This is a genomic window from Clostridium sp. LBM24168 (assembly GCF_052953915.1).
In genome coordinates, this window is the sequence record NZ_CP196861.1 from 1,361,358 (window position 1) to 1,387,887 (window position 26,530).

23 protein-coding genes, 2 pseudogenes and 2 riboswitches are annotated in these 26,530 nt (G+C 33.0%); all 25 genes and pseudogenes read left to right on the plus strand.

Features of this window, described 5'->3' with window-relative positions; genetic code table 11:
* Positions 1-301: 301 nt before the first annotated feature.
* Positions 302-474: riboswitch (Lysine riboswitch) on the plus strand.
* A 355-nt stretch (positions 475-829) separates the two neighbouring features.
* On the plus strand, positions 830-1,048 hold the full coding sequence (locus ACSVC9_RS06795; RefSeq protein WP_446899589.1) for a reverse transcriptase N-terminal domain-containing protein: 219 nt from the start codon (positions 830-832) through the stop codon (positions 1,046-1,048).
* A gap of 129 nt (positions 1,049-1,177) precedes the next feature.
* A pseudogene (locus tag ACSVC9_RS06800) lies at positions 1,178-2,022 on the plus strand (group II intron maturase-specific domain-containing protein).
* 136 nt (positions 2,023-2,158) lie between these two features.
* Positions 2,159-3,571 (plus strand): annotated as a pseudogene (gene ltrA / locus ACSVC9_RS06805) (group II intron reverse transcriptase/maturase).
* A 139-nt stretch (positions 3,572-3,710) separates the two neighbouring features.
* The gene (locus ACSVC9_RS06810; protein WP_446899590.1) at positions 3,711-5,153 is read left to right on the plus strand and encodes an amino acid permease; all 1,443 of its coding nucleotides are present in this window, start codon (positions 3,711-3,713) and stop codon (positions 5,151-5,153) included.
* A 66-nt stretch (positions 5,154-5,219) separates the two neighbouring features.
* Positions 5,220-5,337, plus strand: a riboswitch (SAM riboswitch).
* 77 nt (positions 5,338-5,414) lie between these two features.
* Positions 5,415-6,371, plus strand: coding sequence for a methionine ABC transporter ATP-binding protein (locus tag ACSVC9_RS06815; protein WP_446899591.1), 957 nt, complete (start codon positions 5,415-5,417; stop codon positions 6,369-6,371).
* 1 nt (position 6,372) lies between these two features.
* Positions 6,373-7,029 carry a methionine ABC transporter permease gene (locus tag ACSVC9_RS06820; RefSeq protein ID WP_446899592.1) on the plus strand — a complete coding sequence of 219 codons (657 nt, stop codon included), beginning with the start codon at positions 6,373-6,375 and terminating at the stop codon, positions 7,027-7,029.
* A gap of 142 nt (positions 7,030-7,171) precedes the next feature.
* Positions 7,172-7,897 (plus strand): HAD-IB family hydrolase, encoded by a 726-nt coding sequence (locus ACSVC9_RS06825; protein ID WP_446899593.1) that lies wholly within the window; start codon positions 7,172-7,174, stop codon positions 7,895-7,897.
* A gap of 99 nt (positions 7,898-7,996) precedes the next feature.
* A complete protein-coding gene (locus tag ACSVC9_RS06830) occupies positions 7,997-8,644 on the plus strand; it encodes a ribonuclease H-like domain-containing protein (RefSeq protein WP_446899594.1) in 648 nt (215 codons plus the stop codon).
* Between the two features lie 24 nt (positions 8,645-8,668).
* A complete protein-coding gene (locus ACSVC9_RS06835; protein ID WP_446899817.1) occupies positions 8,669-9,373 on the plus strand; it encodes a FadR/GntR family transcriptional regulator in 705 nt (234 codons plus the stop codon).
* Positions 9,374-10,257: 884 nt separating this feature from the next.
* Positions 10,258-11,796, plus strand: a complete 1,539-nt coding sequence (locus ACSVC9_RS06840) for an L-lactate permease (RefSeq protein ID WP_446899595.1) — start codon at positions 10,258-10,260, stop codon at positions 11,794-11,796.
* A gap of 111 nt (positions 11,797-11,907) precedes the next feature.
* Positions 11,908-13,182: a nickel-dependent lactate racemase gene (larA, locus tag ACSVC9_RS06845; RefSeq protein ID WP_446899596.1), complete on the plus strand. Its 1,275-nt coding sequence runs from the start codon at positions 11,908-11,910 to the stop codon at positions 13,180-13,182.
* A gap of 492 nt (positions 13,183-13,674) precedes the next feature.
* On the plus strand, positions 13,675-14,463 hold the full coding sequence (locus ACSVC9_RS06850; protein WP_446899597.1) for an electron transfer flavoprotein subunit beta/FixA family protein: 789 nt from the start codon (positions 13,675-13,677) through the stop codon (positions 14,461-14,463).
* A 51-nt stretch (positions 14,464-14,514) separates the two neighbouring features.
* Positions 14,515-15,726: an FAD-binding protein gene (locus tag ACSVC9_RS06855; RefSeq protein ID WP_446899598.1), complete on the plus strand. Its 1,212-nt coding sequence runs from the start codon at positions 14,515-14,517 to the stop codon at positions 15,724-15,726.
* Between the two features lie 41 nt (positions 15,727-15,767).
* Positions 15,768-17,183 carry an FAD-binding oxidoreductase gene (locus tag ACSVC9_RS06860; RefSeq protein ID WP_446899599.1) on the plus strand — a complete coding sequence of 472 codons (1,416 nt, stop codon included), beginning with the start codon at positions 15,768-15,770 and terminating at the stop codon, positions 17,181-17,183.
* A gap of 187 nt (positions 17,184-17,370) precedes the next feature.
* Positions 17,371-17,853, plus strand: a complete 483-nt coding sequence (gene spoVAC / locus ACSVC9_RS06865) for a stage V sporulation protein AC (RefSeq protein WP_446899600.1) — start codon at positions 17,371-17,373, stop codon at positions 17,851-17,853.
* A 1-nt stretch (position 17,854) separates the two neighbouring features.
* The gene (gene spoVAD / locus ACSVC9_RS06870; protein ID WP_446899601.1) at positions 17,855-18,856 is read left to right on the plus strand and encodes a stage V sporulation protein AD; all 1,002 of its coding nucleotides are present in this window, start codon (positions 17,855-17,857) and stop codon (positions 18,854-18,856) included.
* 35 nt (positions 18,857-18,891) lie between these two features.
* Positions 18,892-19,245 (plus strand): stage V sporulation protein AE, encoded by a 354-nt coding sequence (spoVAE, locus tag ACSVC9_RS06875; RefSeq protein ID WP_446899602.1) that lies wholly within the window; start codon positions 18,892-18,894, stop codon positions 19,243-19,245.
* Positions 19,246-19,688: 443 nt separating this feature from the next.
* Positions 19,689-21,119: an anthranilate synthase component I gene (trpE, locus tag ACSVC9_RS06880; RefSeq protein WP_446899603.1), complete on the plus strand. Its 1,431-nt coding sequence runs from the start codon at positions 19,689-19,691 to the stop codon at positions 21,117-21,119.
* Entirely contained in the window at positions 21,120-21,701 is a 582-nt protein-coding gene (locus ACSVC9_RS06885) for an anthranilate synthase component II (protein WP_446899604.1), read from the plus strand.
* Positions 21,691-22,701, plus strand: coding sequence for an anthranilate phosphoribosyltransferase (gene trpD / locus ACSVC9_RS06890; RefSeq protein WP_446899605.1), 1,011 nt, complete (start codon positions 21,691-21,693; stop codon positions 22,699-22,701). The genes ACSVC9_RS06885 and trpD overlap by 11 nt, the downstream gene beginning before the upstream one ends.
* A gap of 5 nt (positions 22,702-22,706) precedes the next feature.
* A complete protein-coding gene (trpC, locus tag ACSVC9_RS06895) occupies positions 22,707-23,495 on the plus strand; it encodes an indole-3-glycerol phosphate synthase TrpC (protein WP_446899606.1) in 789 nt (262 codons plus the stop codon).
* Positions 23,496-23,519: 24 nt separating this feature from the next.
* Positions 23,520-24,119 carry a phosphoribosylanthranilate isomerase gene (locus tag ACSVC9_RS06900; RefSeq protein WP_446899607.1) on the plus strand — a complete coding sequence of 200 codons (600 nt, stop codon included), beginning with the start codon at positions 23,520-23,522 and terminating at the stop codon, positions 24,117-24,119.
* A complete protein-coding gene (gene trpB, locus ACSVC9_RS06905; RefSeq protein ID WP_446899608.1) occupies positions 24,116-25,297 on the plus strand; it encodes a tryptophan synthase subunit beta in 1,182 nt (393 codons plus the stop codon). The genes ACSVC9_RS06900 and trpB overlap by 4 nt, the downstream gene beginning before the upstream one ends.
* Positions 25,290-26,078 (plus strand): tryptophan synthase subunit alpha, encoded by a 789-nt coding sequence (gene trpA, locus ACSVC9_RS06910; RefSeq protein ID WP_446899609.1) that lies wholly within the window; start codon positions 25,290-25,292, stop codon positions 26,076-26,078. Before trpB ends, trpA begins: the two co-directional genes overlap by 8 nt.
* A gap of 161 nt (positions 26,079-26,239) precedes the next feature.
* Positions 26,240-26,452, plus strand: coding sequence for a DUF3006 domain-containing protein (locus tag ACSVC9_RS06915; protein WP_446899610.1), 213 nt, complete (start codon positions 26,240-26,242; stop codon positions 26,450-26,452).
* The last annotated feature ends 78 nt before the right edge of the window (positions 26,453-26,530 follow it).

The following is a 26,530-nucleotide window of genomic DNA, read 5'->3' on the forward strand; positions in this document are numbered from 1 at the left end:
CCTAAAATGTTTTTTAGTAGTATATGACAGTATATAGGTTCATAGTAACTACTTATTATCTTATATTCAATATATATTTAATAATTCCTTCTAGATATATAAAAAAAAGTATAGTATAAGTTAAAAAAGACGATTTATTGTAAAAATTGAACTTAATTTTATATAATAATAAAATATAATGTAATTTAATGAAAAATAGCTTATAATAATAATTAAAAAATAACAATTATTATAATTTATGTAACAGGAAACAGATTGACTAATCATACAACTTAGTTCATAATGTAAAATATAAGTCAATAGTTAGGATAGAGGTGCAATGTTTATTAGTAGAATGGTGGAGGTAAGCACAATGAAACCGTTTGGAAGGAAATATTGCCGAAACTTATAGCAAAAGCTGAATTGCTGTATAGTTGGTTTTACATAGAATATGTGTAGGACTGTCACAAGTATTTGTGGGGAGCTATCGTTCATTGTAAAGTTTATGTATAAAAAATACCATGAGTGATTGCTCATGGTATTTCTTATGGTGCGCCCAGCATGGGTGCAATCTAATGGGTGAAAGTCCCAAGCACGGGTTGATAGTGTCAAGTGCATAGCTTAAGACAAGGGTATCCATGGTGACGTGGAATCTGAAGGAAGTCGGCAGCAAAACTCTGGTCTGACAGATAAGTTATAGATATGAATTTAGAAATAACAACCCATACAGTAATGTGTGGCTGAACTGTCAGAAGTCAGCAGACTTCCAGTGCGTATTTAATTACATGAAAGATTTGATATCTATGAAAGTATTAGGTTCAATGACACGTGAGTGAGGACGGTACTGATTATGAAAATCCGGTGGAAACAGATAAACTGGGAACAAGTGGAAGCATATATTAATAGGTTGCAGATTCGGATTGTAAAGGCTGTGCAAGAGAATAAATGGAGATTAGTTAAGCGGTTACAGTATTTAATTACACATTCCTTCTATGGAAAAGCGCTTGCAGTCAAGCGAGTGATTTCTAATAAAGGAAAGCATACGCCAGGAATAGATGGCGTTGTTTGAAAAACTGATGAGGAAAAGTCAGATGCAGTTGAAAGATTGCAGCCATATGTATATAAAGCTTTCCCACTTCGTAGAATCTATATCGAGAAATTTGGGAAAAAGGAAAAACGACCATTGGGTATACCGAACATGAATGATAGGGCTATGCAAGCACTGCAACTGCTTGGACTTGAACCGATTGCTGAAACAACGGCGGATACAGTCTCATTTGGATTTCGTAAATATCGAAGTGCGCAGGATGCTATGCAGTATGGGTTCAGTGTTCTATGCAGAAAAGATTCACCACGATGGATTCTGGAAGGCGATATAAAAGGGTGCTTTGACAACATCAGCCACGAATGGCTGATGAAAAACATTCCGATAGATAATAAGATACTAAAAGAGTTTATGAAATGCGGATATGTGTTCAAGGGCCAGTTATATCCTACAATTAGAGGAACTTCACAAGGAGGAATTATTTCACCAACCTTAGCAAACATGACGTTGGACGGAATGGAAAGCATCATAAAAGAGAGGTACTGGAGTAATCAAAAGGGAACAATCAGTGAGACTATTAAAAGGAATAAGACAAGTAAGCAAGAAAACCTTATTTATGAACTCAATCAGGTAATGAAAGGATGGGCAGAATATCACCATCCGGTGTGCTCAAAAAAACATTTTCAAAAATAGACCATAACACGTGGGAAATGCTTTGGAGATGGGCTAAGAGGAGACATCCAAACAAACCTAAAAACTGGATAGTTAAAAGATACTGGAAAACGCATAAAGGGCGTAAATGGAGTTTTGTATCAGAGAAAAACATACTTTTCTACATGAATGACATGCCCATTGTGCGATATCAACAGGTTAGATTAAGTGCCAATCCATTTATTGATGCGGAATACTTTATGAACCGAAAGAAAAACCGTGACAACAAAAGATACAAAGCCATTAATTCCAACAGAGCCGCGCAGATAGGTTATTATGCGTTATAAATGCGTGAGCGGAGTGCGGTGAAAGTCGCACGCTCCGTTCTTAGGAGGGAGAAATACTGTAAAGTAATTCTCCTATCCGACACCACGCAGTATGCGTCAGCGTGGGAAGGACTGAACAATAGGAGGTTTCAGAATTTTGAAAGATACGAAGAATTGTGGCAAAAGCAGACAACTTCATAAGGAAGGCTATCTACATGGAAATAGAGTGGAACTCAAAAGCAATGTAGAAATGCATAGTAATTCTTCTATGTCCAATAAAGGAAGAAACAACGTCAATGAATACAGTAGTGATTTACTGGAGCGAATACTATCAAGAGATAACTTGAATATGGCTTATAAAAGAGTAAAAGCCAATAAGGGAAGTCATGGTATTGATGGCATGACATTAGACGAACTTTTACAATACTTAAAAGAACATGGGCAGGAATTAAGGCAATCACTTAAGGAAGATATAAACCACAACCTGTCAGGAGGGTGGAAATTCCAAAGCCTGACGGAGGAAAGAGATTATTAGGAATACCTACTGTAGTAGACAGAGTTATTCAACAAGCTATTGCTCAAGTTCTAATACCAATATATGAAAAGAAGTTTTCAGAAAATAGTTATGGTTTTAGACCGCAAAGAAGTGCGAAGCAAGCTGTTGAGAAATGTAGACAATATATAAATGCAGGTCATACATGGACTGTAGATATAGACCTTGCTAAATACTTTAATACTTTGATACGATAAATCACGATAAACTAATAAGACTACTATCTAACGATATAGAAGATGGTAGAGTAATTTCTCTAATACGAAAATACCTGCAAAGTGGTGTAATGATAAATGGAGTAGTTATGAATACAGAAGAAGGTGCACCGCAAGGTGGACCACTATCTCCACTATTGAGCAACATAATGTTACATGAACTTGATGTAGAACTAACAAAGCGAAAGCTTTGTTTTTGCAGATATGCTGATGACTGTAATATATACTTAAAAAGCAAGAAAGCAGCAAATAGAGTAATGGAGAGCATTACGAAGTTTATTGAAAAAGAGTTAAAACTTAAAGTCAATAAAGAAAAAGCACAGTAGATAGACCTTGGAAACTTAAGTTTTTAGGATTTTCCTTCTATAGGGGTAAAGGCGAGTATAGAATAAGAATTCATGAGAAACCTTTGGACAAATTTAAAGCGAAACTTAAGAAATTAACTTCAAGAAGTAATGCAATGAATATGGAATATAGGTTTTCAAAATTAAAACAAATAATAGTTGGATGGATAAACTATTTTGCTATCGCTGACATGAAAAATATTCTTAAAACGATTAATGAATGGTTAAGGCGAAGGGTAAGAATGTGTTTTTGGAAACAATGGAAAAAGATTAAAACAAAACACGATAATCTTGTAAAACTAGGAACACAAAACAATAAAGCATGGGAATATGCTAACACAAGAAAAGGCTATTGGAGGATATCCAACAGCCCAGTATTATCTAAAACTTTAACCAATAATTATCTAAAAAGGAAAGGACTAATCTCTATTTCAGAAACTTATTCATTAGTACGTTAATTCCTATTGAACCGCCGTGTACCGAACGGTACGCACGGTGGTGTGAGAGGTCGCTGAATAAAATAATTATTCAGCTCCTACTCGATTGTATTTAATTATCCTGACATTACTAAATTTAATGACAATTAGGAGGAATAAAATGCAGAATACTTTAGATGAGTGTGATAATTCGAATTCATCAAATGAATTAAAAAGAGGGCTTAAATCAAGACATTTGAATATGATTGCACTTGGTGGTGCTATTGGTACAGGTATATTTTTAGCGTTGGGAAATACTATAAATCAAGCGGGACCGGGAGGTGCATTAGTAGCATATATATGTATAGGTATAATGGTGTATTTTTTAATGACAAGTCTAGGAGAAATGGCGACTTTTATGCCGGACTCGGGATCGTTTGGAACATATGCAACGAAATTTGTAGATCCAGCTTTAGGATTTGCCCTTGGATGGAACTACTGGTATAATTGGGCTATCACAGTAGCGGCAGAAATGGTAGCTGGGGCTCTTATAATGAAATATTGGTTTCCGTCTGTTCCGTCTGTAATATGGAGCGTGTTGTTTTTAACCCTTATAGTAGCTTTGAATCTATTATCTGCAAGAGCTTACGGGGAATCTGAGTTTTGGTTTGCAGGTATTAAAGTTACTACAGTTATAGTATTTTTAATAACTGGAATTGCTATGATATTTGGAATATTTAATGGCAATCCTGTTGGAATTAAATATTTTACTGTAGGAGATTCACCATTTGTTGGAGGAATTAAATCCATATTTTTAATATTTCTAATTGCTGGTTTTTCTTTTCAAGGTACAGAGCTTGTAGGAGTTGCTGCAGGAGAAAGTGAAAACCCGGAACAGGCTATTCCAAAGGCAATAAATACAATATTTTGGAGAATAATAATATTTTATCTAGGGACTATAATTGTAGTAGGTGCGCTAATTCCATATACTAAAGCAGGTGTTCAGACAAGCCCATTTACTATGATATTCCAGAAAGCAGGAATAGCTGGAGCAGCTTCTCTTATGAATGCAGTTATATTGACATCGGTACTTTCCTGTGGAAATTCGGGAATGTATGCATCTACAAGAATGCTATATTCTATGGCTAAGGACGGAAAAGCACCTAAGATTTTTGGAAAAGTAAATTCAAGGGGTGTTCCTGTAAATTCAGTTATTATTACTACAATAATTGCTTCTGCGTGTTTTCTGACAGGACTTTATGCAGAGGATTCAGTTTATGTATGGCTTGTAGCGGCTTCCGGACTTTCGGGCTTTATAGCATGGCTTGGTATAGCAGTATGTCATTTCAGATTTAGAAGAGCCTTCATTGTTCAGGGAAAGGATATCTCAAAACTTAAGTATAAAGCTAAATTTTTCCCATTAGGGCCTGTAATTGCTTTTTTACTTTGTGCAGTTGTAGTACTAGGACAAGGAATTACATATTTTCAAGAAAATAAAATAGATTGGGGTGGAGTAATATCCTCTTATATAGGACTACCTTTATTTTTACTATTATTTATAATCTATAAGAAAAAATTTGGTACAAAATTTATAGAATTACAGGATATAGACCTAGGAAAATAAGAGTTAACATATTGACACATTAAACTTAAGTTGATATAATTAAAGCCATGTTAAATATAAATCTTGAACTTATCAAGAGAGGCGGAGGGGACAGGCCCTTTGAAACCCGGCAACCAGTACGAGGGTTATCTTATATACTTGTATAATGGTGCTAATTCCTGCAGCGAAAGCTGAAAGATGAGATAATGCTGTTTAATTAAGTCTGAGGTTTTCCTCAGGCTTTTATATTTTGTTCAGATTGTAGTGAGAGGATGAATTATATTGATAGATATTAGTAATGTAGGTAAAAGTTTTGGAGGTAAAAATGTATTAAAAAATATAAGTCTCCATATAGGAGAAGGTGAAATATTTGGCATAGTAGGACACAGTGGTGCTGGAAAATCAACTCTTTTAAGATGCCTAAACGGTCTTGAAACTTATGATGCAGGAAGTATAAAGGTTATGGATAAAGAAGTAAAAGATTTAAAAGGCAGACAGATAAGGATATTTAGAAGAAATCTTGGAATGATATTTCAAAATTTTAATTTGCTCAATAGAAAAAATGTATATTCCAATATAGCACTTCCGCTTGAAGTATGGGGAATTAGTAAGGATGAAGCAAAGAAAACAGTCAATAATTTGCTGAGACTTGTAAGCCTGGAGGATAAGGCCGATAGTATGCCAAGGGAATTAAGTGGTGGTCAAAAACAAAGAGTGGCTATTGCAAGAGCACTTGCACTAAATCCTAATATATTGCTTTGTGATGAAGCTACGTCGGCTTTGGATCCTAATACTACTAGATCAATACTTGATTTGCTAAAGAAAATAAATCAGGAATTTAAAATAACCATAGTTGTGGTAACACATCAAATGGAAGTGATAAAAGAAATATGCAATAAAGTAGCAATTATTGATGAAGGGGAGATAAAAAAATCTGGTACGGTAGAAGAAATATTTTTAAAGCCAGGAAAAAACTTAAAGAAATTACTCGGGGCAGATAGCGTACTGCCGGATGAAGGTGTAAATATAAGAATATTTTTCCCGAAGGACATAAGTCAGGGGAATCTAATAACATCTATGGCAATAGATTTAAATATAAAATTTTCCATAGTATGGGGAAAACTTGAGAAGTTTCGTAATGATGTGTTGGGTAGTCTTGTTATAAATATATACGAAAAAGATAAGGAAGCTATATGCAAATATCTTTCTTCAAAAAATGTAGTTTGGGAGGTTGAGTAATATGGGATTTTCTGAAACATTTCAAGAGATATTAGTTCCTGCAATTGGACAAACGCTCTATATGGTATGTATTTCTACAATACTTGCAGTAATCATAGGATTTATACCGGCTATTTTGTTGATAGTAACCGATAAAAATGGACTTAGGCCAAACAGAATAGTGTATAAGGTGTTTGATATAATAATAAATTTATTGAGATCTTTTCCTTTTATAATACTTATGATAGCAATCTTTCCGTTTACAAAGCTAATAGTTGGAAAGACTATAGGTACTACTGCAGCGATAGTACCTATTACAATAGCAGCAGCTCCATTTGCAGCCAGGGTAATTGAATCATCTCTAAAGGAAATAGATCCTGGAATAATAGAAGCAGCAAAATCTTTTGGGGCAAGTAATACTCAAATAATATTTAAAGTAATGTTGAAAGAGGCACTTCCTTCAATAGTTCTTGGTATAACACTTACAGTTATAAGTATAGTTGGTTGCTCGGCTATGGCAGGAACTGTAGGTGGGGGTGGACTTGGAGATGTAGCTTTAAAATATGGATATTATAGATTTGAGACTGACATAATGGTGTACACGGTAATAATACTTGTTATATTAGTCCAGTTGCTTCAAACTATAGGGAACTTAATATATAGGAAACTTAATAAATAAAAGAGTATATAGTAACAAGATATGATAACTCTGAGCATAGATAGCCTGGAGTTATTATTTTGTTTAAGAATATGCACTATTTATGTTACAATATAATATAATTAATTATTATAACTTATTGGAATGAAAGAGAGGCTTTGATATGAATACAGCAGCTTTTTTTGATATAGATGGGACTTTATACAGAGAAGGACTTATGACTGAAGTATTTAAAAAGCTTGTAAAATATGAAATTATTCCAACAGACAGATGGTATAAGGAAGTAAAACCAGAATATGAGAAATGGGATAGAAGACAAGGAAATTATGATAATTATCTTTTAAAAATGGCATCTATATATATAGAAGCTATAAAGGGGCTTTATAAATCACAAATAGATTTTATAGCAGAAAAAGTAATATCGCAAAAAGGTGATAGAGTATATACGTATACTAGAGAAAGAATAAAATGGCATAAAAAAAATGGTCATAAGATAATAACAGTATCAGGGAGCCCTGTTGAACTTGTAAGAGAAATGTCTAAAAAATATGGATTTGACGATTACATTGGTGCAAAATATGTAATAGATGATAATAATATATATACTGGCGAAGTTATACCTATGTGGGATAGCAAAAGCAAGAAAAATTCTATAAAAATATTTGCTGAAAAATATGATATTGATTTAAAGAATAGCTATAGTTATGGAGATACGGCAGGTGATTTTGATATGTTGAATATGGTGGGAAATCCTATATGTGTAAATCCAACTAGAGAACTTGTAAAGGAAGCGATTAGCAATAAACTGTTAAAGCATAAGATAAAAATAGTAGTTGAAAGAAAGGATATGGTGTATAATTTAGATCCTTCATGTATAGAGTTCCTTTAAAAATTTTTGATGTTGTCATTTTAACTATATATCTGAAATGTTATAATATATAGTATGCATTATAGAAGAATGACATAAAATTGGGAAAAGAGTGGTAAAGTGATAAAAAAGTATGATGACATATTCGTAAAACAACCTTCATATAATGAAACTCTAAAAGTAGATGGCAATATTTGTATTTTAAGAGATGCTTTATTTTTTGATCTGGAACATTATATATATAAAAAACCTATATGTATAGGAGTTTTTGGATGCTGTTTCTATAACTGGAATTCAGAAGTACTTCATGTGACTCAGTATATGATAGAAAACAAAAATGATTCTAGGGCTATACTTAAAATGGCAGAAGATTATTTTATAAATATGTGGAATAAGGGTAAGAAGTATATTGTTACATTCTCCGGTAATAATGATTTTACAGTAATAAACTATCTATTTAAAAAGTATGGCCTAGGATTTAATATTGAGGAACATTTTTCTCATATTGATCTTCAGAAACAATATGAGAAAGAAATACATAGTTCAATAGGTTTGAAGGCTTTGGAAAGGGAGTTTGGTATTGAAAGAGAGAGTGATATTATAAGCGGATCCAATCTAGCTAAAACTTTCAGCAGGATAATAAAAGACAGTCAATATATAAATAGGATGCCTGAAGAGAAAAAAGAAAAAATACTTTTATATAATGAGCAGGATGTTGTCAGTTTATTTGATATGTATGTAAAATGGAAAAATATTTTTAAAAATTAAAACGCATGTGAGGAGATTATTATGATTTTTCGTCCAATAAAAAGCACAAAAGTATATGAACAAGTAATAGAACAAATAAAAAATATGATTATTGATGGTACCCTCAAAAAGGGTGATAAACTTCCCTCGGAAAGAGAACTTGTTGAAAATTTAGAAGTCAGCAGAACATCTGTAAGAGAAGCAATAAGGGCGCTTCAGATTATGGGGTTAATAGAATGTAGGCAGGGTGAAGGAAATTTTATAAGACAAAATTTTGAAAATACTCTGTTAGAGCCTATATCTATAATGTTTATGCTTCAAGAAAGTAATCCTGAAGAGGTACTTGAGGTGAGAAGAATAATAGAGACAGAGACTGTAGCACTTGCAGTCGATAAAATAACTAAGGAGCAACTGGATGATTTGAAAAGAATATCTGATTTGTTTAAAGTATGCAGAGATGAAGAGAAAAATGTTAAATATGATAAAGAATTCCACTATAAAATTGCGAAGGCATCAGGAAATCTTTTAATAATAAATATATTGAATGCTATGTCTTCGCTTATGGATTCATTTCTAAAGGATGCCAGGAGAAAGATTCTTATAGATGAAAACAATTTAATGGTACTTGCACATCAACATGAACTTATATATGAAGCCATTAGGGATAAGGATGCATTGAGGGCTTCACAAGAAATGAAAAAACACTTAGACTTTACTAATGAATATATAAGAAGAAATGCAAAGGAATAGTTAAAAGTGTGACAATTATTTTTACTATGAAATGTACATATATTAAACTATATTTATTATTGTCTGTGATTATCTATCAAACACTGTTATTTGATAGATAAAAATATGTTAATTTAAATGATTTGATATATAATTATAATTTTTATACCAAAATTATATGTTATTTTTATAACTATTGTGGAAATATAAAAAAATATATGGTATACTATATTTAATAAATTGGTAATACCATAATACCAGTTTAAAAATTAGAAATATTGATAGAAGTTATTCATATAATTTGTCCGTGATTGTATTATATTATAAAATGAAATTTTATAATTCTAAGTTATAATGTATAATAAAATTTTGTTAATGAATTAACAAAAAAAATGAAAAAGTGTATTATTTTCTAAAAAAGCAAAAAAAAATTATGTGAATGAAAATCTGATGTAAACGTTGTTAATAACAATAATCGTTTGTTTTCCCCTATTATGAAAACGATGTTAACTTAATAACAATTATAGAAAGATTATAAAAATTGTGATACACTTAAAAAGTGGTGGTACTACCATATTACCATGTTACTAAAATATTAATCTCGGGGGGAATAATATGAATATTTTTCTACTTTTTTTTATCGCAATGATACCAATAGTTTGGCTAATGATATCATTGGGTGCTTTAAATATGCAAGGACATAAAACCTGTCCTTTTACGTTTGGTTATAACCATACTGCTTGCAATATTAGTATGGAAAATGCCAGCTTTTGATGCGATTACCGCAATCCTGGAAGGCGTGGCACTGTCAGTATGGTCAATAAGGAAAACGTTACAAAAATATAAATGGTATTACTAATTATTAGGAAGGCAGTACCATAAAAATTGAATAGGGGGAAAAAGAAGTGTTATTTTTAAAATTTTTATTAGCTATAGTACCAATTATTTGGCTTATAGTCTCATTGGGCAAATTAAAAATGCCAGGACATAAAGCTTGTTCTATTGCACTTGTTATTACAGTGATTTTAGCTATTGGTTTTTGGAAATTAAATGCTATTTATACTGCATCAGCGGTATTGGAAGGACTATTAAACGCCTTGTGGCCGATTTGTCTAGTTATTATTGCAGCTTTGTTTACGTATAATTTGACTTTACGTACAGGTGCCATGGATTCCATAAAAGAAATGTTGGCTGGAGTTTCTATTGATAAAAGAGTTTTAGTACTACTTATTGGATGGGGATTCGGTAATTTCATGGAAGGAATGGCAGGATTTGGTACAGCAGTTGCTATTCCAGCATCTATGCTCGCTGGTCTTGGATTAAATCCATTCGCAGCAGTTGTAGCTTGTTTAGTTGCTAATAGTACACCAACTGCATTTGGATCAGTTGGAATACCACTCGTAACACTTTCATCAGTAACCGGAATTGCATCTCCGGTATTAGCAGCAAATACAGCAATGATTGAAGTAATTCTTACTTTTATCAGTCCATTTATTATGGTATGCATTGTAGGTGGTGGAATAAAGGCATTAAAAGGAGTACTTCCTATTACGATAATTTCAACAGTATCATTTGTACTACCTTGGTACATTATAGCAACAGTAGTTGGAGCAGAATTGCCAAATATAGCAGGTTCTATTTGTTGTATGGTATGCACGGTTATTGCAGCAAAAATCTTTAATAAAAAACCTGAAGATAAGTACTGCATTGAAGCTCAGAATGAAAAAGAAGGAACAGGTTTATCCTTAGGTAAAGCAGTAAAAGCATGGAGCCCATTTATTTTAATATTTGTAATGTTAATAATTACATCAACTTTATGTCCAGCAATCAATCATTTAATTGCAAAATACAAAACCGTTGCTGTTTTATATGCTGGCGAAGGTGGAGGTAAATTGACTTTTAGTTGGATCAATACACCAGGTGTTATCATTTTTATTGCCGCGATTATTGGGGGTATTATTCAAGGTGCAAAAGCATCAACGATGTTAGATGTATTTTTTGCTACATTAAAAGCAAACTGGAAAGCAATGGCTACGATTTGCGCGGTTATGGCAGTAGCAAAGGTAATGGGATATAGTGGAATGATTGCAGATATTGCAAGCCTTTTAGTTGTAGCTACAGGAGGAGCATATCCGTTGATTTCACCACTAATTGGAGCTATTGGAGCATTTGTTACAGGCTCTGGTACATCAACCTGTGTTTTATTTGGAGGATTACAAGCACAAACAGCTCAGAATCTTGGACTTTCTGCATCATGGATGGCAGCAGCAAATGTTCTTGGAGCAGGTATTGGAAAGATGGTTTGTCCTCAAGGTATTGCAATTGGTGTAACTGCAATTAATAAATCTGGTTCAGAAAGTAAAGTTTTATCAAGTGTGTTTAAATATTTTATACTTTATGTAGTTATTGCTGGTATCATATGTTTCGTAGGAACATTAATATAAGCCTGAATGTTAGAAGTAAGGATTATTAGGTACTAACAAAAAAATTGGATTTATATGATCAAATTTATATGATCAAATTTATATATTTTAATAATTTGGGAGGGATTGATTATGGCTAAAATAAAATTGCCTTACAATAAAAGGTTGATTGAAATTGAAATCGATGATAAAAATCTGGCAGGTGTTTTGGAATCAAAGGCAGGTGAATATAAAACAGATTTAACTGAGGCTGAAATAGTTGAAAAAGCACTTGACAATCCTATTGGATCACCTAAGCTTGAGGAACTTGTTAAAGGAAAGAAAAATATGGTCATAATAAGCAGTGACCATACAAGACCTGTTCCAAGTAAAATTATAATGCCAATACTTTTGAAAAGAATAAGGAATGTAAATCCAGGTATTGACATAAAAATATTGATTGCAACTGGTTTCCATAGACTTACAACTAAAGAAGAATTGATAAATAAGTTTGGAAAAGAAATTGTTGAAAATGAAAATATAATAATACATGATTCAAGAAATGAAAATAGTTTGGTAAAGATAGGAACACTTCCATCTGGGGGTGAACTTATAATAAATAAAGCTGCAGTGGAAACAGAACTTTTAATAGCAGAAGGATTTATAGAGTCTCATTTCTTTGCTGGATTTTCCGGAGGTAGGAAAAGTATACTTCCTGGTATAGCCTCTGCAAAGACAGTTATGGCAAATCATTGTGCTGAATTTATAGCAAGCCCTTATTCAAGAACGGGGAAGCTTGATAATAATCCTATTCACAAAGATATGCTTTATGCAGCAGAAAAAGCTAAACTATCATTTATAATAAATGTAGTAATAGATAGTGATAAGAAAATAATAAATGCTTTTGCAGGACATAGTAAACTTGCTCATGAAGATGGATGCAAATTTGTAATGAATTTATCCAAGGTAAATAAAGTAGATGCAGATATAGCTATTTCAACTAATGGTGGCTATCCTCTTGATCAAAATATATATCAATCGGTTAAAGGTATGACAGCTGCAGAGGCAACATGTAGAGATGGCGGAGTAATAATAATGGTTGCTGCCTGTAATGATGGCCACGGCGGTGAGGGATTTTACAATAATCTTGCAAATGTTAAAACTCCTAGGGAATATCTGGATAAAGTTGAAAAAGTTCCTAGAAATGAAACTGTTCCAGATCAATGGGAATCACAGATACTTGCCAGAATATTAAACAAGCATACTGTAATTATGGTAACTGATATGTGTGATCCGAATCTTATAAAGAATATTCATATGCAGCATGCCTATACTTTCGAGGAAGCTTTAAAAAAGGCATATGACATTGTTGGTAAAAATGCAAAAGTTGCAGTTGTCCCTGATGGAGTAGCTGTAATAGTAAGCTAATGTGAGTTATATGAATTAAAAGGAAATATTTAAGGTATAAGAAATCCCATCAAAATGTTTTATTATTGTAAGTGACCAAACCAACAAATTAAAACACCAAGATGGGATTTCATGTAAAATTATTAATAAAAATATTTCATGGCGTAAACGATTATTTTATACCATTTGAAGAACACTGTAAAAGTATCTTTTAAACAGTGATAAAGGTAAAACTTCATTTACATCAAGGAAATATTAAATTCATTACTATTATACATTATGAAGTTCAAATCTGGCAAGTGCAATGAAGTTTCAGGCTTAATCGTATACAGCTTTCTTTTCAAGGAAACCATCCTTAAACTTAGACAAACACATTGTTTTAACTCAGTTAAGTTAATTTAGAATAAGATGTAGCACACTAGAAATATATAAGCTTAAATTTTCGAACTCGCGCTAATTTAAATTATAGTTTAATTTTTAATAAATATATAATAAATTTTGGAGGTAGTTTAAATGGATATATTAGTATGTATAAAACAAGTTCCCGGAACATCAAAAGTTGAGGTTGATCCCGTAACAGGCGTATTGAAGAGGGATGGTATAGATTCTAAAATGAATCCATATGATCTATTTGCACTTGAAACTGCACTTAGGCTTAGAGAAAAACATGGAGGAACAATAAAGGTAATAAGTATGGGACCTCCACAGGCTGCCGATGTAATAAAAGAGGCTTATATGATGGGTGCAGATGAAGGAGTACTTTTATCAGATAGAAAATTTGCAGGAGCAGACGTACTTGCGACTTCATATACAATATCCCAGGGAATAAGAAAAATGGGACATATAGATTTGATTCTATGTGGAAAGCAGACCACCGATGGTGATACAGCACAGGTAGGACCTGAGATGGCAGAATATCTTGGAATACCACATATAGCAAATGTAATAAGCATTGAAGATGTAAAAGATAACTCCATAGTTGTTAAAATGGATATGCCAAATACTATAGAAGTTGCTGATATAAAATTCCCTTGTCTTTTGACAGTAGATAAGGATATATTCCAGCCTAGACTTCCATCTTATAGAAAAAAATTGGCCACAAAGGATAGGAAAGTTGGAGTTTTGAGTCTTAAGGATTTTGAAGATAAAGATGAGAATAAATATGGGTTGAATGGTTCACCAACTCAGGTTGAAAAAATATTCCCACCAGAAGTAAATACGGATCAAGAGATGTGGAATGGTACAAATGAGGAACTTGCAGACAAACTTACGGAAAAACTTAAAGAACTTAAATTTGTTTAGAAGATTATTATTTGTAAAGATATATTTTAAAATATTTAGGAGGAATTTAAAATGGGTAGATTGGTAGTTCATAATGATAAAGTAAATCCAGAAGTTATAAAAGAATTGCTTAAAATATGTCCTTTTGGAGCTATGGAAGAGAAAGATGGCAAAATTGAGATAAATGCAGCTTGTAAGATGTGCAGACTCTGTGTAAAAAAAGGACCTAAGGGAGTAATGGAGTTTGTAGAAGACAAGGTTGAAGAGATAGATAAGAGCCTTTGGAAGGGTATTGCTGTATATGTAGATCATGTAGAGGGAAATATTCATCCAGTAACTTATGAACTTATAGGAAAGGCCAAAGAACTTGCTGTCAAGATAAATCAGCCTGTATATGCAGTATTTATAGGATATGATATAAAAGATAAAGCAGAAGAACTTCTACATTATGGAATAGATGAAGCTTTTATATACGATTATGAAGAACTTAAGGATTTTAGAATTGAACCATATACTGCAGCTATAGAAGATTTTATAAACAAAGTTAAACCAGGTACCCTTCTTGTTGGAGCTACCACAGTTGGAAGATCACTGGCACCTAGAGTTGCAGCTAGATTCAGAACAGGACTTACAGCTGATTGTACAATACTTGATATGAGAGAAAATACGGATCTTGTCCAGATAAGGCCAGCATTTGGTGGTAATATAATGGCTAAGATATTAAACCCAAATCACAGACCTCAGCTTGCTACTGTAAGATATAAAGTCATGGATGCACCATGTAGAACGGAGAAAATTTCAGGAAGAATAAACATAGCATATATGGACAGAAATAAATTTAAATCCGGTATAAATGTGTTGAACGTAGTCAAGAAAGTGGTTGAAGAAGATATATCTGAAGCTGATGTAATAGTTGCAGCAGGTAGAGGAGTTAAGTCTGAAAAGGATCTGGATATGATAAAAGAACTTGCAAATTTGCTTGGGGCTCAAATAGCAACAACAAGGCCTCTTATAGAAGCAGGATGGGCAGATCCAAAGAAACAGATTGGATTAAGTGGAAGGACGGTTAAACCTAAGCTTATAATAACTTGTGGAATATCTGGGGCAGTTCAATTTGCAGCTGGAATGAATAACTCGGATGTCATAGTTTCAATAAATAAAGATCCTAAGGCACCTATATTCAATATAGCTCATTATGGTATTGTAGGCGACATATATGAAATAATACCAAAGCTCATAGAAAATATAAAGAGTAATTCAGATGTTGTCTGTAAAGTGATGTAGTATTCATAGGTTGATTTAAAATATAGTTTGGAGGGAAAAATATGGAATTAACATATACTGAAAAATATAAAAAGTTAGATGATAATGATATAAAATTTTTGGTGGATCTGCTTGGACAGGATAGAGTTTTTACTGGAAAAGATATAAATGATGATTACAGTCATGATGAATTGGGTGGAGTTAGCAAATACCCTGATGCATTGGTTGAAGTTTTAAGTACCGAAGAAGTTTCCAAGATAATGGCATATGCATATGAAAATAATATTCCAGTAGTAGCTAGAGGATCAGGGACAGGACTTGTTGGGTCATCGGTTCCAATAGAAGGCGGAATAATGATCAAACTTACAAATATGAACAATATACTTGAGCTGGATGAGGAAAATCTAACTCTTACAGTTGAACCAGGAGTTCTGCTCATGGAGATTGCCAAGTTTGTAGAAGATCATGATTTATTCTATCCACCAGATCCAGGTGAAAAATCTGCTACAATAGGCGGAAACGTAAGTACCAATGCAGGTGGAATGAGAGCCGTTAAATATGGTGTAACAAGAGATTATGTTAGAGGACTTGAAATCGTACTCCCAAATGGAAAAGTCATACAAGCTGGTGGGAAAGTGGTAAAAAACAGCTCAGGCTACAGTATAAAGGATTTAATATGCGGATCTGAAGGAACTCTTGGCATTATTACAAAGTTAATATTGAAACTCCTTCCACTTCCAAAGAAATCGATAAGCTTGCTTGTACCGTTTCCTGATTTGGATAAAGCTATAAGTACGGTTCCAAAGATAATAAAATCCAAATCAATACCGACAGCAATAGAATTTATGCAGAGAGAAGTTATACTTGCAGCGGAAGAATTCCTTGGAAAGAAATTTCCTGATAACTCATCAGATGCATACTTGCTCCTTACATTTGATGGGAACAGCAAAGAACAAATAGAGTCAGATTATGAAAAAGTAGCAGATATATGTCTGGAGGAAGGAGCAATTGATGTGTTTATTTCAGACACAGATGAAAGAAAAGAAGCAGTATGGTCTGCAAGAGGAGCTTTTCTTGAGGCGGTTAAGGCAACTACTACTGAAATGGATGAATGTGATGTTGTTGTTCCAAGAAATAAAGTTGCAGATTTTGTTAAATTTACTATTGAAGCTGAAAAGAAATTCAATATAAGAATAAGAAGCTTTGGACATGCAGGAGATGGAAACTTACATGTATATATACTTAGAGATGAGCTTTCTAAGGAAAAATGGGATAAGAAGTTAAATGATGTTTTTGATGCCATGTATAGTAAGGCAGAAGAACTTGACGGCCTTGTTTCAGGAGAACATGGAATAGGATATGCAAAGAAGAAATATATATTCCGTCAATATGGTGACGATTATATGACTCTCATGAGAAATATAAAATTAGCTTTTGATCCTAAAAATATATTGAACCCTGGAAAAGTTTGTGAATAAAATAATTAAGTCGTTTGTATGTAAATAACAGTTACTATTTACCTCTAAATAATTAAATAGCCGGAGAGAAACCCTATAAAAGTTTTATGGGGTTTCTTTCTGATTATTTAATATTTTTTAAGTAATAATTATGTTTATATATGGTTAAACTATTTTTAAATGAGATGAAAGGGGATAATTATATACTATGGCTTCAAATAAAAATGACAAATTAAACCCGGAGCAAAAAAAATATCAGGATTTTGCACAAAGCAAGGTTCCTAAAAGAAAAGCTTTGAGAAATTGTATAAGGGCTTTTATAGTAGGCGGTTCCATATGTATATTTGATCAGTCGCTTCAATTTATATTTATAAAATACTTTAAATTTACCGAGGAAACTGCAGGAAATCCTGCCTCGGCCATACTTATAATTATAGCTTCTGCTTTGACAGGATTTGGAGTCTTTGATCATATTGCACAATGGTCTGGCGCAGGAACTTCTGTTCCTATTACGGGCTTTGCTAATTCAATTGCTTCAGCGGCCATAGAGCATAGAACTGAAGGGTATGTACTTGGGGTTGGAGGCAATATGTTTAAAATAGCAGGCTCCGTTATAACTTTCGGAGTATTTTCTGCATTTATAGTATCTATAGTAAGTATAGTAATCAAATGGTTAGGTGGTATGATATAAAATGCTTTTAGGAAGGCAATCTTTTATTTTTCAGTCTAAACCTGCAATATTGTCACATGCGGCTGTTGGTGGACCTTTTGAAGCAAAAGGTGCTTTAGCCGATGAATTCGATAAATTATTCGATGATATATGGCTTGGACAGGATAGTTTTGAAAAAGCTGAAAAGAAGCTTTTGGAAGAGTCCTGTAATCTAGCTATAACTAGATCAAATGTAAAAGAGGAAGATATAAATTTTTTTGTAAGCGGTGACTTAATGAACCAGATAATAACCAGCAGCTTTGCAGCGAGAACCCTTTCAATTCCATTTCTTGGGGTATTCGGAGCCTGCTCAAGCTCTATGGAGGGGTTGGCTACTGCTTCACTGCTCATCGACAGTGGCTCGGCAAATTATGTGCTTACTGGGACTGCAAGTCATAATGCTGCTGTAGAAAAACAGTTCAGGTATCCAACTGAATATGGAAGCCAGAAACCTCCGACCGCACAGTGGACTGTAACGGGTTCTGGTGCAGTGGTATTGGGCAAATGTGGTAATGGTCCCAAAATAACCTCTGCTACCATAGGAAAAGTAACTGATATGGGAGTATCCGATCCATTTAACATGGGAGAAGCTATGGCGCAAGCAGCTGTAGAAACCATTGAAACTCATTTCAAAGAATTGAACAGAGGGCCGGACTACTATGACATTGTTGCAACTGGAGATCTTGGAAAAATAGGTCATAAAATTGCAGAAGAACTTTTAAAAAAAGATGGAATTCAGTTTAGACCAGGAGTTTTCAAGGATTGTGGAATGCTTATATACAATGACAATCAACCTGTTTTTTCAGGTGCAAGTGGATGTGCATGTTCAGCAGTAGTAACTTATGGACATTTTCTCAAGGAAATTGAGAGAGGAAATCTAAATAAAATTTTAATAGTGGCAACAGGTGCATTGATGTCCCCAATGTCATATCAGCAGAAAGAAAGCATACCCGGTATTGCACATGCTGTTTCCATAGAAAAATAGATAAAACTTTAGTTTCAAAAGGAAGGTGTATTGTTTTGGAAAAATTCCTTTGGGCCTTTTTAGTAGGAGGAGGCATATGTGTTATAGGTCAGATAATGATGGATGTATTTAAATTAACGCCTGCCCATACTATGACAACTTTTGTAGTTATAGGTGCCATATTGGGAGGATTGGGATTATATGAACCGCTTATAAAATTTGCAGGAGCGGGTGCTTCAGTTCCAATAAGCAGTTTTGGAAATGCACTTGTAAAAGGGGCTCTTATGGAAGCACAGAAATATGGAATAATAGGGGTATTAACTGGAACCTTTGAAGTTACAAGTGCGGGTATATCGGCGGCTATAATTTTTGGATTCATAGCATCACTTATATTTAAACCAAAAGGGTAAATATATTTATTTTTTTGTGTTAAAGCGTTGACAAATTTCATAAATGGATTTAAAATTATTATTAATAGATATGATTATTAAATCCTATGAGCAGAAGTAGTAAATATCATAGTTTAGTTGAAGAGAATCTGGAATGGTGAGATCTAGGTACTATAACTGATATTGAATGGATCTGTAAGGAGTAATGTGAACTGATAGTAGCAATAAACCGGGCAGCCTGTCGTTAAAAATGGCAAAGTATCGAGAGTATTCTCCGTACTTTAAGTTGAGTTTTGTATTTGGGTGGTATAAAAGAAATTTTGCATTTCTTCCTAAGGGGAGAAATGTTTTTTTGGCTTTAATATAAAACTAACATGGGTGGTACCGCGGAAAAAAAGACATTTCGTCCCATTTTGGGATGATAATGTCTTTTTATTTTTTTATATTATTGGGAGGTAATAAATTTGATATGTATGAAACAGAGTGAATTTGAAAAATTTAAACAAAGGAATATAGCATTTCCCGTTGCCTATGAATTGAATGGAGATGAAATAACACCTATAAGCATATTTTACAGTTTACAAGGAAGAAATAAGGTTATTATGGAAAGTGTTGAATTTGATAAGGACAAGGGAAGATATTCTTTTATAGCTGTAAATCCATATATGAAAATAAAGAGCTTTAAAGGTGATGTATATATAGACAAGGGAGTTTCAAGTTCTAAGGAAAAAGGCAAGATTATAGATTTTGTAAAAAAGTTTATAGAAATAAATTATAATATGGATATACTTGACATACCATTTACAGGTGGAGCAATTGGATATGCAGGTTATGATGTAATAAAACAATATGAAAATATAAAGGACAGCAATATTGATGATTTAAAAATACCAGAAGCGTATTTTATGTTTTATAAATCGTTTATATGCTATGATCATTTAAAACATCGAGTTATTTTAATATATAATGTATTACCGGAAGATAATATTGAGTATTCTGCGATTTTAGATTACTTAAAAAGGATTTATAGGCAAATTACTAGCAAAATATATATTCATAATATTCATAATAATTATGAAAAAGTGCAGATTGATTCAAATTATACAAAAGAAGAGTTTTGTAAAAATGTAGAAAAGGCAAAAGAATATATAAAAAAGGGAGATATATTTCAAGTAGTTATTTCCCAGAGACTTAAATTTAAAACTGATTTGAATGCTTTTGATATATATAGAAAATTAAGATATGAAAATCCATCACCATATCTATTTTATATGGATTTTCAGGATTTTCAAATTGTAGGATCTTCACCTGAAAGACTTGTAAGTGTGCAGGATGGTATAGTAAGCACAAATCCTATTGCGGGTACAAGAAGAAGAGGAATTGATAAGGAAGAAGATGAAAAATTAAAATATGAGCTTGTAAACAATGAAAAAGAATGTGCAGAGCATGTTATGCTTGTTGATCTTGGAAGAAATGATATAGGTAGAATCAGTGAGTTTGGAACAGTTAAAGTTACCAAATTAATGGAGGTACACCAATATTCCCATGTTGTGCATATGGTATCAGAAGTTGAAGGCAAATTGAAAAAGAATTTATCTTGTTTTGACGCTTTTATATCATGTATTCCGGCAGGAACTGTTTCAGGAGCACCAAAAATAAGAGCAATGGATATAATTGATGGAATTGAAAACAGAAAGAGACTTTTGTACGCAGGAGCAGTAGGGTATTTTTCCTATAATAAAGATATGGACATGTGTATTGCCATTAGAACACTGGTGCTTAAAAATGGATATGCATATATACAGGCTGGTGGAGGTATAGTATATGATTCAGATCCGGAGGCTGAATATAATGAATCACTTAACAAAGCAAAAGCACTTACGGAGGTGATATAGTTGATACTTATAATAGATAATTATGATTCTTTTACTTATAATCTTTATCAGTATATAGGAGAACTTTACAAAGATATAAGAGTAGTTAGAAATGATGAGATTAAAGTAGATGATATTGAAAAATTTAAAGATCTGCAAGGAATAATAATATCTCCTGGACCAGGTATACCTGATAACGCAGGAATATGCATCGAAGTAGTAAAAAAATATGGCAGACATGTACCAATCTTGGGAATATGTCTTGGCCATCAGGCTATAGCCAGGGCATATGGTGGAAATGTGATCAGGGCTAAGGAAATAAAACATGGTAAAACATCTATGGTATATCATGTTGACAGCAAGCTATTTAAGAAAATAAAAAATCCGATAAGGGCGATGAGATATCATTCCCTGATTGTTGATAAAGGTTCCATAGAGTCTGAGTTTGTAAAAATTGCTGAAAGTGAAGATGGAGTACTTATGGGTATCAAACATAAAAAATATCCTATATATGGACTGCAGTTTCATCCTGAATCAATATTAACCGAGTGTGGACATGATATAATAAAAAATTTTTTGCAGGAGGTATGTTATGTTAAATGAGGCTATAAAAAAAGTTGTATCAGGTAATGATCTTTCTGAAGTTGAAGCAGAAGATGTTATGAATAGTATAATGAGTGGAAAAGAGCCAATTTCCACTGTTTCAGGTCTTTTAATAGCGCTCAAGATGAAAGGAGAATCAATTTCTGAAATAACAGGTTGTGCCAGAGCTATGAGAAATATGGCAACACCCGTGAAATTAAAATCAAATTATGCAATTGACACTTGTGGAACTGGTGGAGATGGTGGAAGGACTTTTAATATATCTACTGCAGCTTCAATTGTAGCAGCTTCAGGAGGTGTGAAAGTTGCTAAACATGGGAACAGGGCTGTTTCAAGTAAAAGTGGAAGTGCAGATGTTTTAGAAGAACTTGGCATTGATATAGACTTGGAAACGTCAAAGGTTGAAAAAACTATTGATGATGTAGGTATGGGATTTTTATTTGCGCCAATGTATCATAGTGCCATGAAAAATGTAATAGGAGTCAGAAGGGAACTTGCTGTAAGGACAATATTCAATATATTGGGGCCAATTACCAATCCTGCTTTTGTACAAGGTCAGGTACTTGGAGTATACAAAAGAGAACTCACAAATACTATAGCCAGAGTTCTGAAGAATTTAGGATGCGAGAGGGCTATGGTGGTTCATGGAGAAGATGGACTGGATGAGATTACAACCACATCTCCGACATATGTGAGTGAACTGAAAAATGGAGAAATAAAAGATTATACCATAGATCCTGAAGAGTATGGGATAGAAAAAGCGGCTCATAAAGATATATGCGGGGGTACTGCAAAAGAGAATGCAAATATAATCATTGATATATTGAAAGGGCAAAGAGGAAAAAAGAGGGACATAGTTGTATTAAACAGTGCAGCAGCTCTTTATGTAGGCAAAAAAGTTGAAAATATAAGAGAGGGTATTGAAAGGGCAAATGAACTTATCGATTCAAAAAAAGCCTATGGAAAATTTCAGGAAATTTCAAATTACGGCAGGGAGTGATTGGTATGATACTTGATGATATAGTTGAGGTGAAACATAAAGAACTAGAAATCAGGAAAAAGAATAAAACGCTTGAAGGTATTATAGATGAAATTCACATGATTGATAACGCAAAATCAAGTGATTTCAAGGGAGCACTGCTTAAAAATAATATATCGATAATAGGTGAAATAAAAAAGGCATCTCCCTCAAAAGGAATTATAGTCCAAGATTTTCACCCTGAGGATATTGCAGGAATATATGAAGGACTTGATATAAATGCAATATCCGTACTTACAGAAGAAGATTATTTTATGGGAAAAGATGAATATTTGAAAGCAGTTAAAAGTATAGTTTCAAAGCCTGTTCTTAGAAAAGATTTCATCATTGATGAATATCAGATTTATGAATCAAAGCTTCTGGGAGCTGATGCAATACTTTTAATAGTGAGAATTTTGGGAGATAAACTTGATGAATTTTACAAGTTGACATCTAATTTGGGACTTCAATGTATTGTAGAAGTACATGATAAAAATGAACTCGATATAGCACTTGATATATGTCCACAAATTATCGGAATAAACAATAGAAACCTTGAAGATTTTACTGTCAATTTAAAAAACACAGAAGATTTAATTAAATATATAGATAAAGATACTGTTGTAGTTTCTGAAAGTGGCATGGCGACTCTGGAAGATTTTAGATATATAAAAAGTCTTCCTGTAGATGCGGTTTTAATAGGTGAAGGATTTATGAGAAAACTTAATAATAGTGATGACATGAAAAGATTTATAGATAATATAAAAGACAATTGATACATTGGAGGTGAAAATTGCATATTGATAAAAATAAAGATATGCGGCTTGAGAAGAATAGAGGATATTGATTATGTGAATAAATATAGACCTGATTATGCCGGGTTTGTATTTTCAAAAAGCAGGCGAAGAATAAATTTGGAACAGGGGAAAAAGCTTATATCCAATTTAAATTCAAATGTTAAAACCGTGGGAATATTTGTAGATGAATCACCCGATTATGTTGAGAGTATTTCTAATGCACTTAAACTTGATATAGTTCAATTTCATGGTTCGGAAGATAATAAGTATATGAAATGCTTCAATAAGTTTGAAATATGGAAGGCGTTAAAAGTAAGAGATAAAAGTGATATTTTAAATTTGAATTATGAATATGCAGATGGAATAGTTTTAGATAGCAGTACAGCAGGAAGCGGTAAAAGCTTTGAATGGAGTATTGCAAGAGATTTTAAGTTTGATGGAGACTTGATTCTTGCAGGTGGGCTTGATCCTGAGAATGTAGAGTCTGCTGTAAGAATAGTGAATCCTGATATTGTGGATGTTTCAAGCGGAGTGGAAACTTCTGGATACAAAGATCCAGATAAAATAAAAAAATTCATTTTGAAAGTGAGGAATATAGAGTGACTGGAAGATTTGGAAAGTTTGGAGGACAATATGTCCCGGAAACTATAATGAATGCAATTACTGAACTTGAAGAGGAATACAATAAGGCAAAGACTGATCAAAATTTTATAAAAGAGTTTAAGTACTATTTAAAGGATTATGTAGGAAGGGAATCGCCTTTGTATTATGCTGAAAATCTGACTAAAAAACTTGGAGGAGCAAAAATATATCTCAAAAGAGAAGATTTAAATCATACTGGAGCCCACAAGATAAACAATGCTTTAGGGCAGGTACTTCTTGCAAAGAGAATGGGCAAGAAAAGAGTAATTGCAGAAACTGGTGCAGGGCAGCATGGGCTTGCCACCGCAACTATAGCTGCCATGTTCAATATGGAATGTGAAATATTCATGGGCGAGAAAGATATAAGAAGGCAGGCACTTAATGTTTTCAAGATGAAAATACTAGGTGCAAAAGTTACATCTGTTACAGCAGGAACTGGTACGCTCAAGGATGCTGTAAATGAGGCTATGAGAAACTGGGTTACGAGAATAGAAGATACTTTTTATGTAATAGGGACGGTAATGGGACCACATCCATATCCAACCATAGTGAGAGATTTTCAGAGAGTCATAGGAGATGAAGCCAGAAGGCAGATATTTGAAAAAGAGGGAAGATTGCCGGATTGTATTATAGCATGTATAGGAGGTGGAAGCAACGCAATGGGTATATTTTATCCCTTTGCGGAAGATGAAAATGTAAGGCTTATTGGAGTAGAAGCAGCAGGAAAGGGGATTGATACAGACAAGCATGCTGCAAGTATAACAAAAGGCTCTGTAGGAATTATTCATGGAATGATGACATATGTTCTTCAGGATGATGATGGTCAGATACTTCCTGCATATTCAATTTCTGCTGGTCTGGATTACCCAGGTGTAGGTCCGGAACATGCATATTTTCATGATATAGGAAGAGCAGAATATGTAACAGCTAATGACAGGGAGGCAGTAAATGCTTTTATGGAAATGTCGAGAATTGAGGGAATAATACCTGCACTTGAAAGTTCACATGCACTTGCCTATGCTATAAAACTTGCTCCAACACTTTCAAAAGATAAAATTATGATTGTAAATATATCAGGAAGAGGGGACAAGGATATGAATACTATAGCTAAAGTAATGGGGGTAAATTTAGATGAATAGAATAGATGCAAAATTCAAGAAGTTAAAAGAAAAAAATGAGAAGGCAATGATATCTTTTATAACTGCAGGTGATCCAGATTTTGAGACTACGTCGGAACTTGTATATTCTATGGAAAAAGCGGGTGCAGATATAATAGAATTAGGAGTACCTTATTCGGATCCAATAGCGGATGGACCTACAATACAGAAGTCTTCTGCTAGATCTCTTAAAAATGGTACAACCATATCAAAAATAATGGATTGTGTAAAATATATACGCTCAAATACTGAAGTACCATTGGTATATTTAGTTTATTATAATTCAGTGTTCAAATATGGAATAGAAAGGTTCATAAGTCAGTGTAGAAATGTAGGAATTGATGGAATAATAATACCTGATTTACCTATAGAAGAAAGAAAGGATATACTTAAAATTGCAAATAAATATGAAATTGCACTAATCCCTCTTATAGCGCCAACTTCAAAAGAAAGGATAAAAAGGATAGTAAATAATGCCAGTGGATTTATTTATTGTGTTTCCACCAATGGAGTTACTGGTGAAAGAAATGAAATAAGCACAAATATGGATGAGTATATGGCTATAGTATCGAGGTATACAGATATTCCTAAAGCCATTGGCTTTGGTATATCCAATGCAGAAATGGCTGAAAGACTCAAAAAGTATTGTGATGGTATTATTATAGGAAGTGCAATTGTAAAGAAAGTTGATGAAATTAAAAATAAGAGAGATATGATTGAAAATGTAAAAAAATTTGTTAAAAGTGTAAAAGCGGTATTATAAAAATTATTATCAAATAAAATTTATATTAGTATATATAATAAATATTATGTAAATTAAAATAAATGTAAACAAAACAAAGACAATAAAAAATCAATAACTTGTAAGTAAATTAATATAGTAATATAATGATAATATATTAAAGAAATACCGGGGTGAAAAAAGTGAAAGTTATAATAGATAGATTTGAAGGACCGTATGCTGTATGTGAAAAGGCTGATATGACCATGATGGATATAAAGAGAATAAATATACCGATGAATGCAAAAGAAGGGGATGTATTGAAAATAGAAGGGGAATCTATAGTAATAGATGAAGAAGAAACAAAAAAACGAAAGATGAATATAGAAAAAATTACGAAGGATTTATGGAAATAATTTAAATGAAAAACGGGAGAAAAATCATGGATTTTTACTCCTTTTTGAAATAATTGAAATCGTTATAAATTATACAGC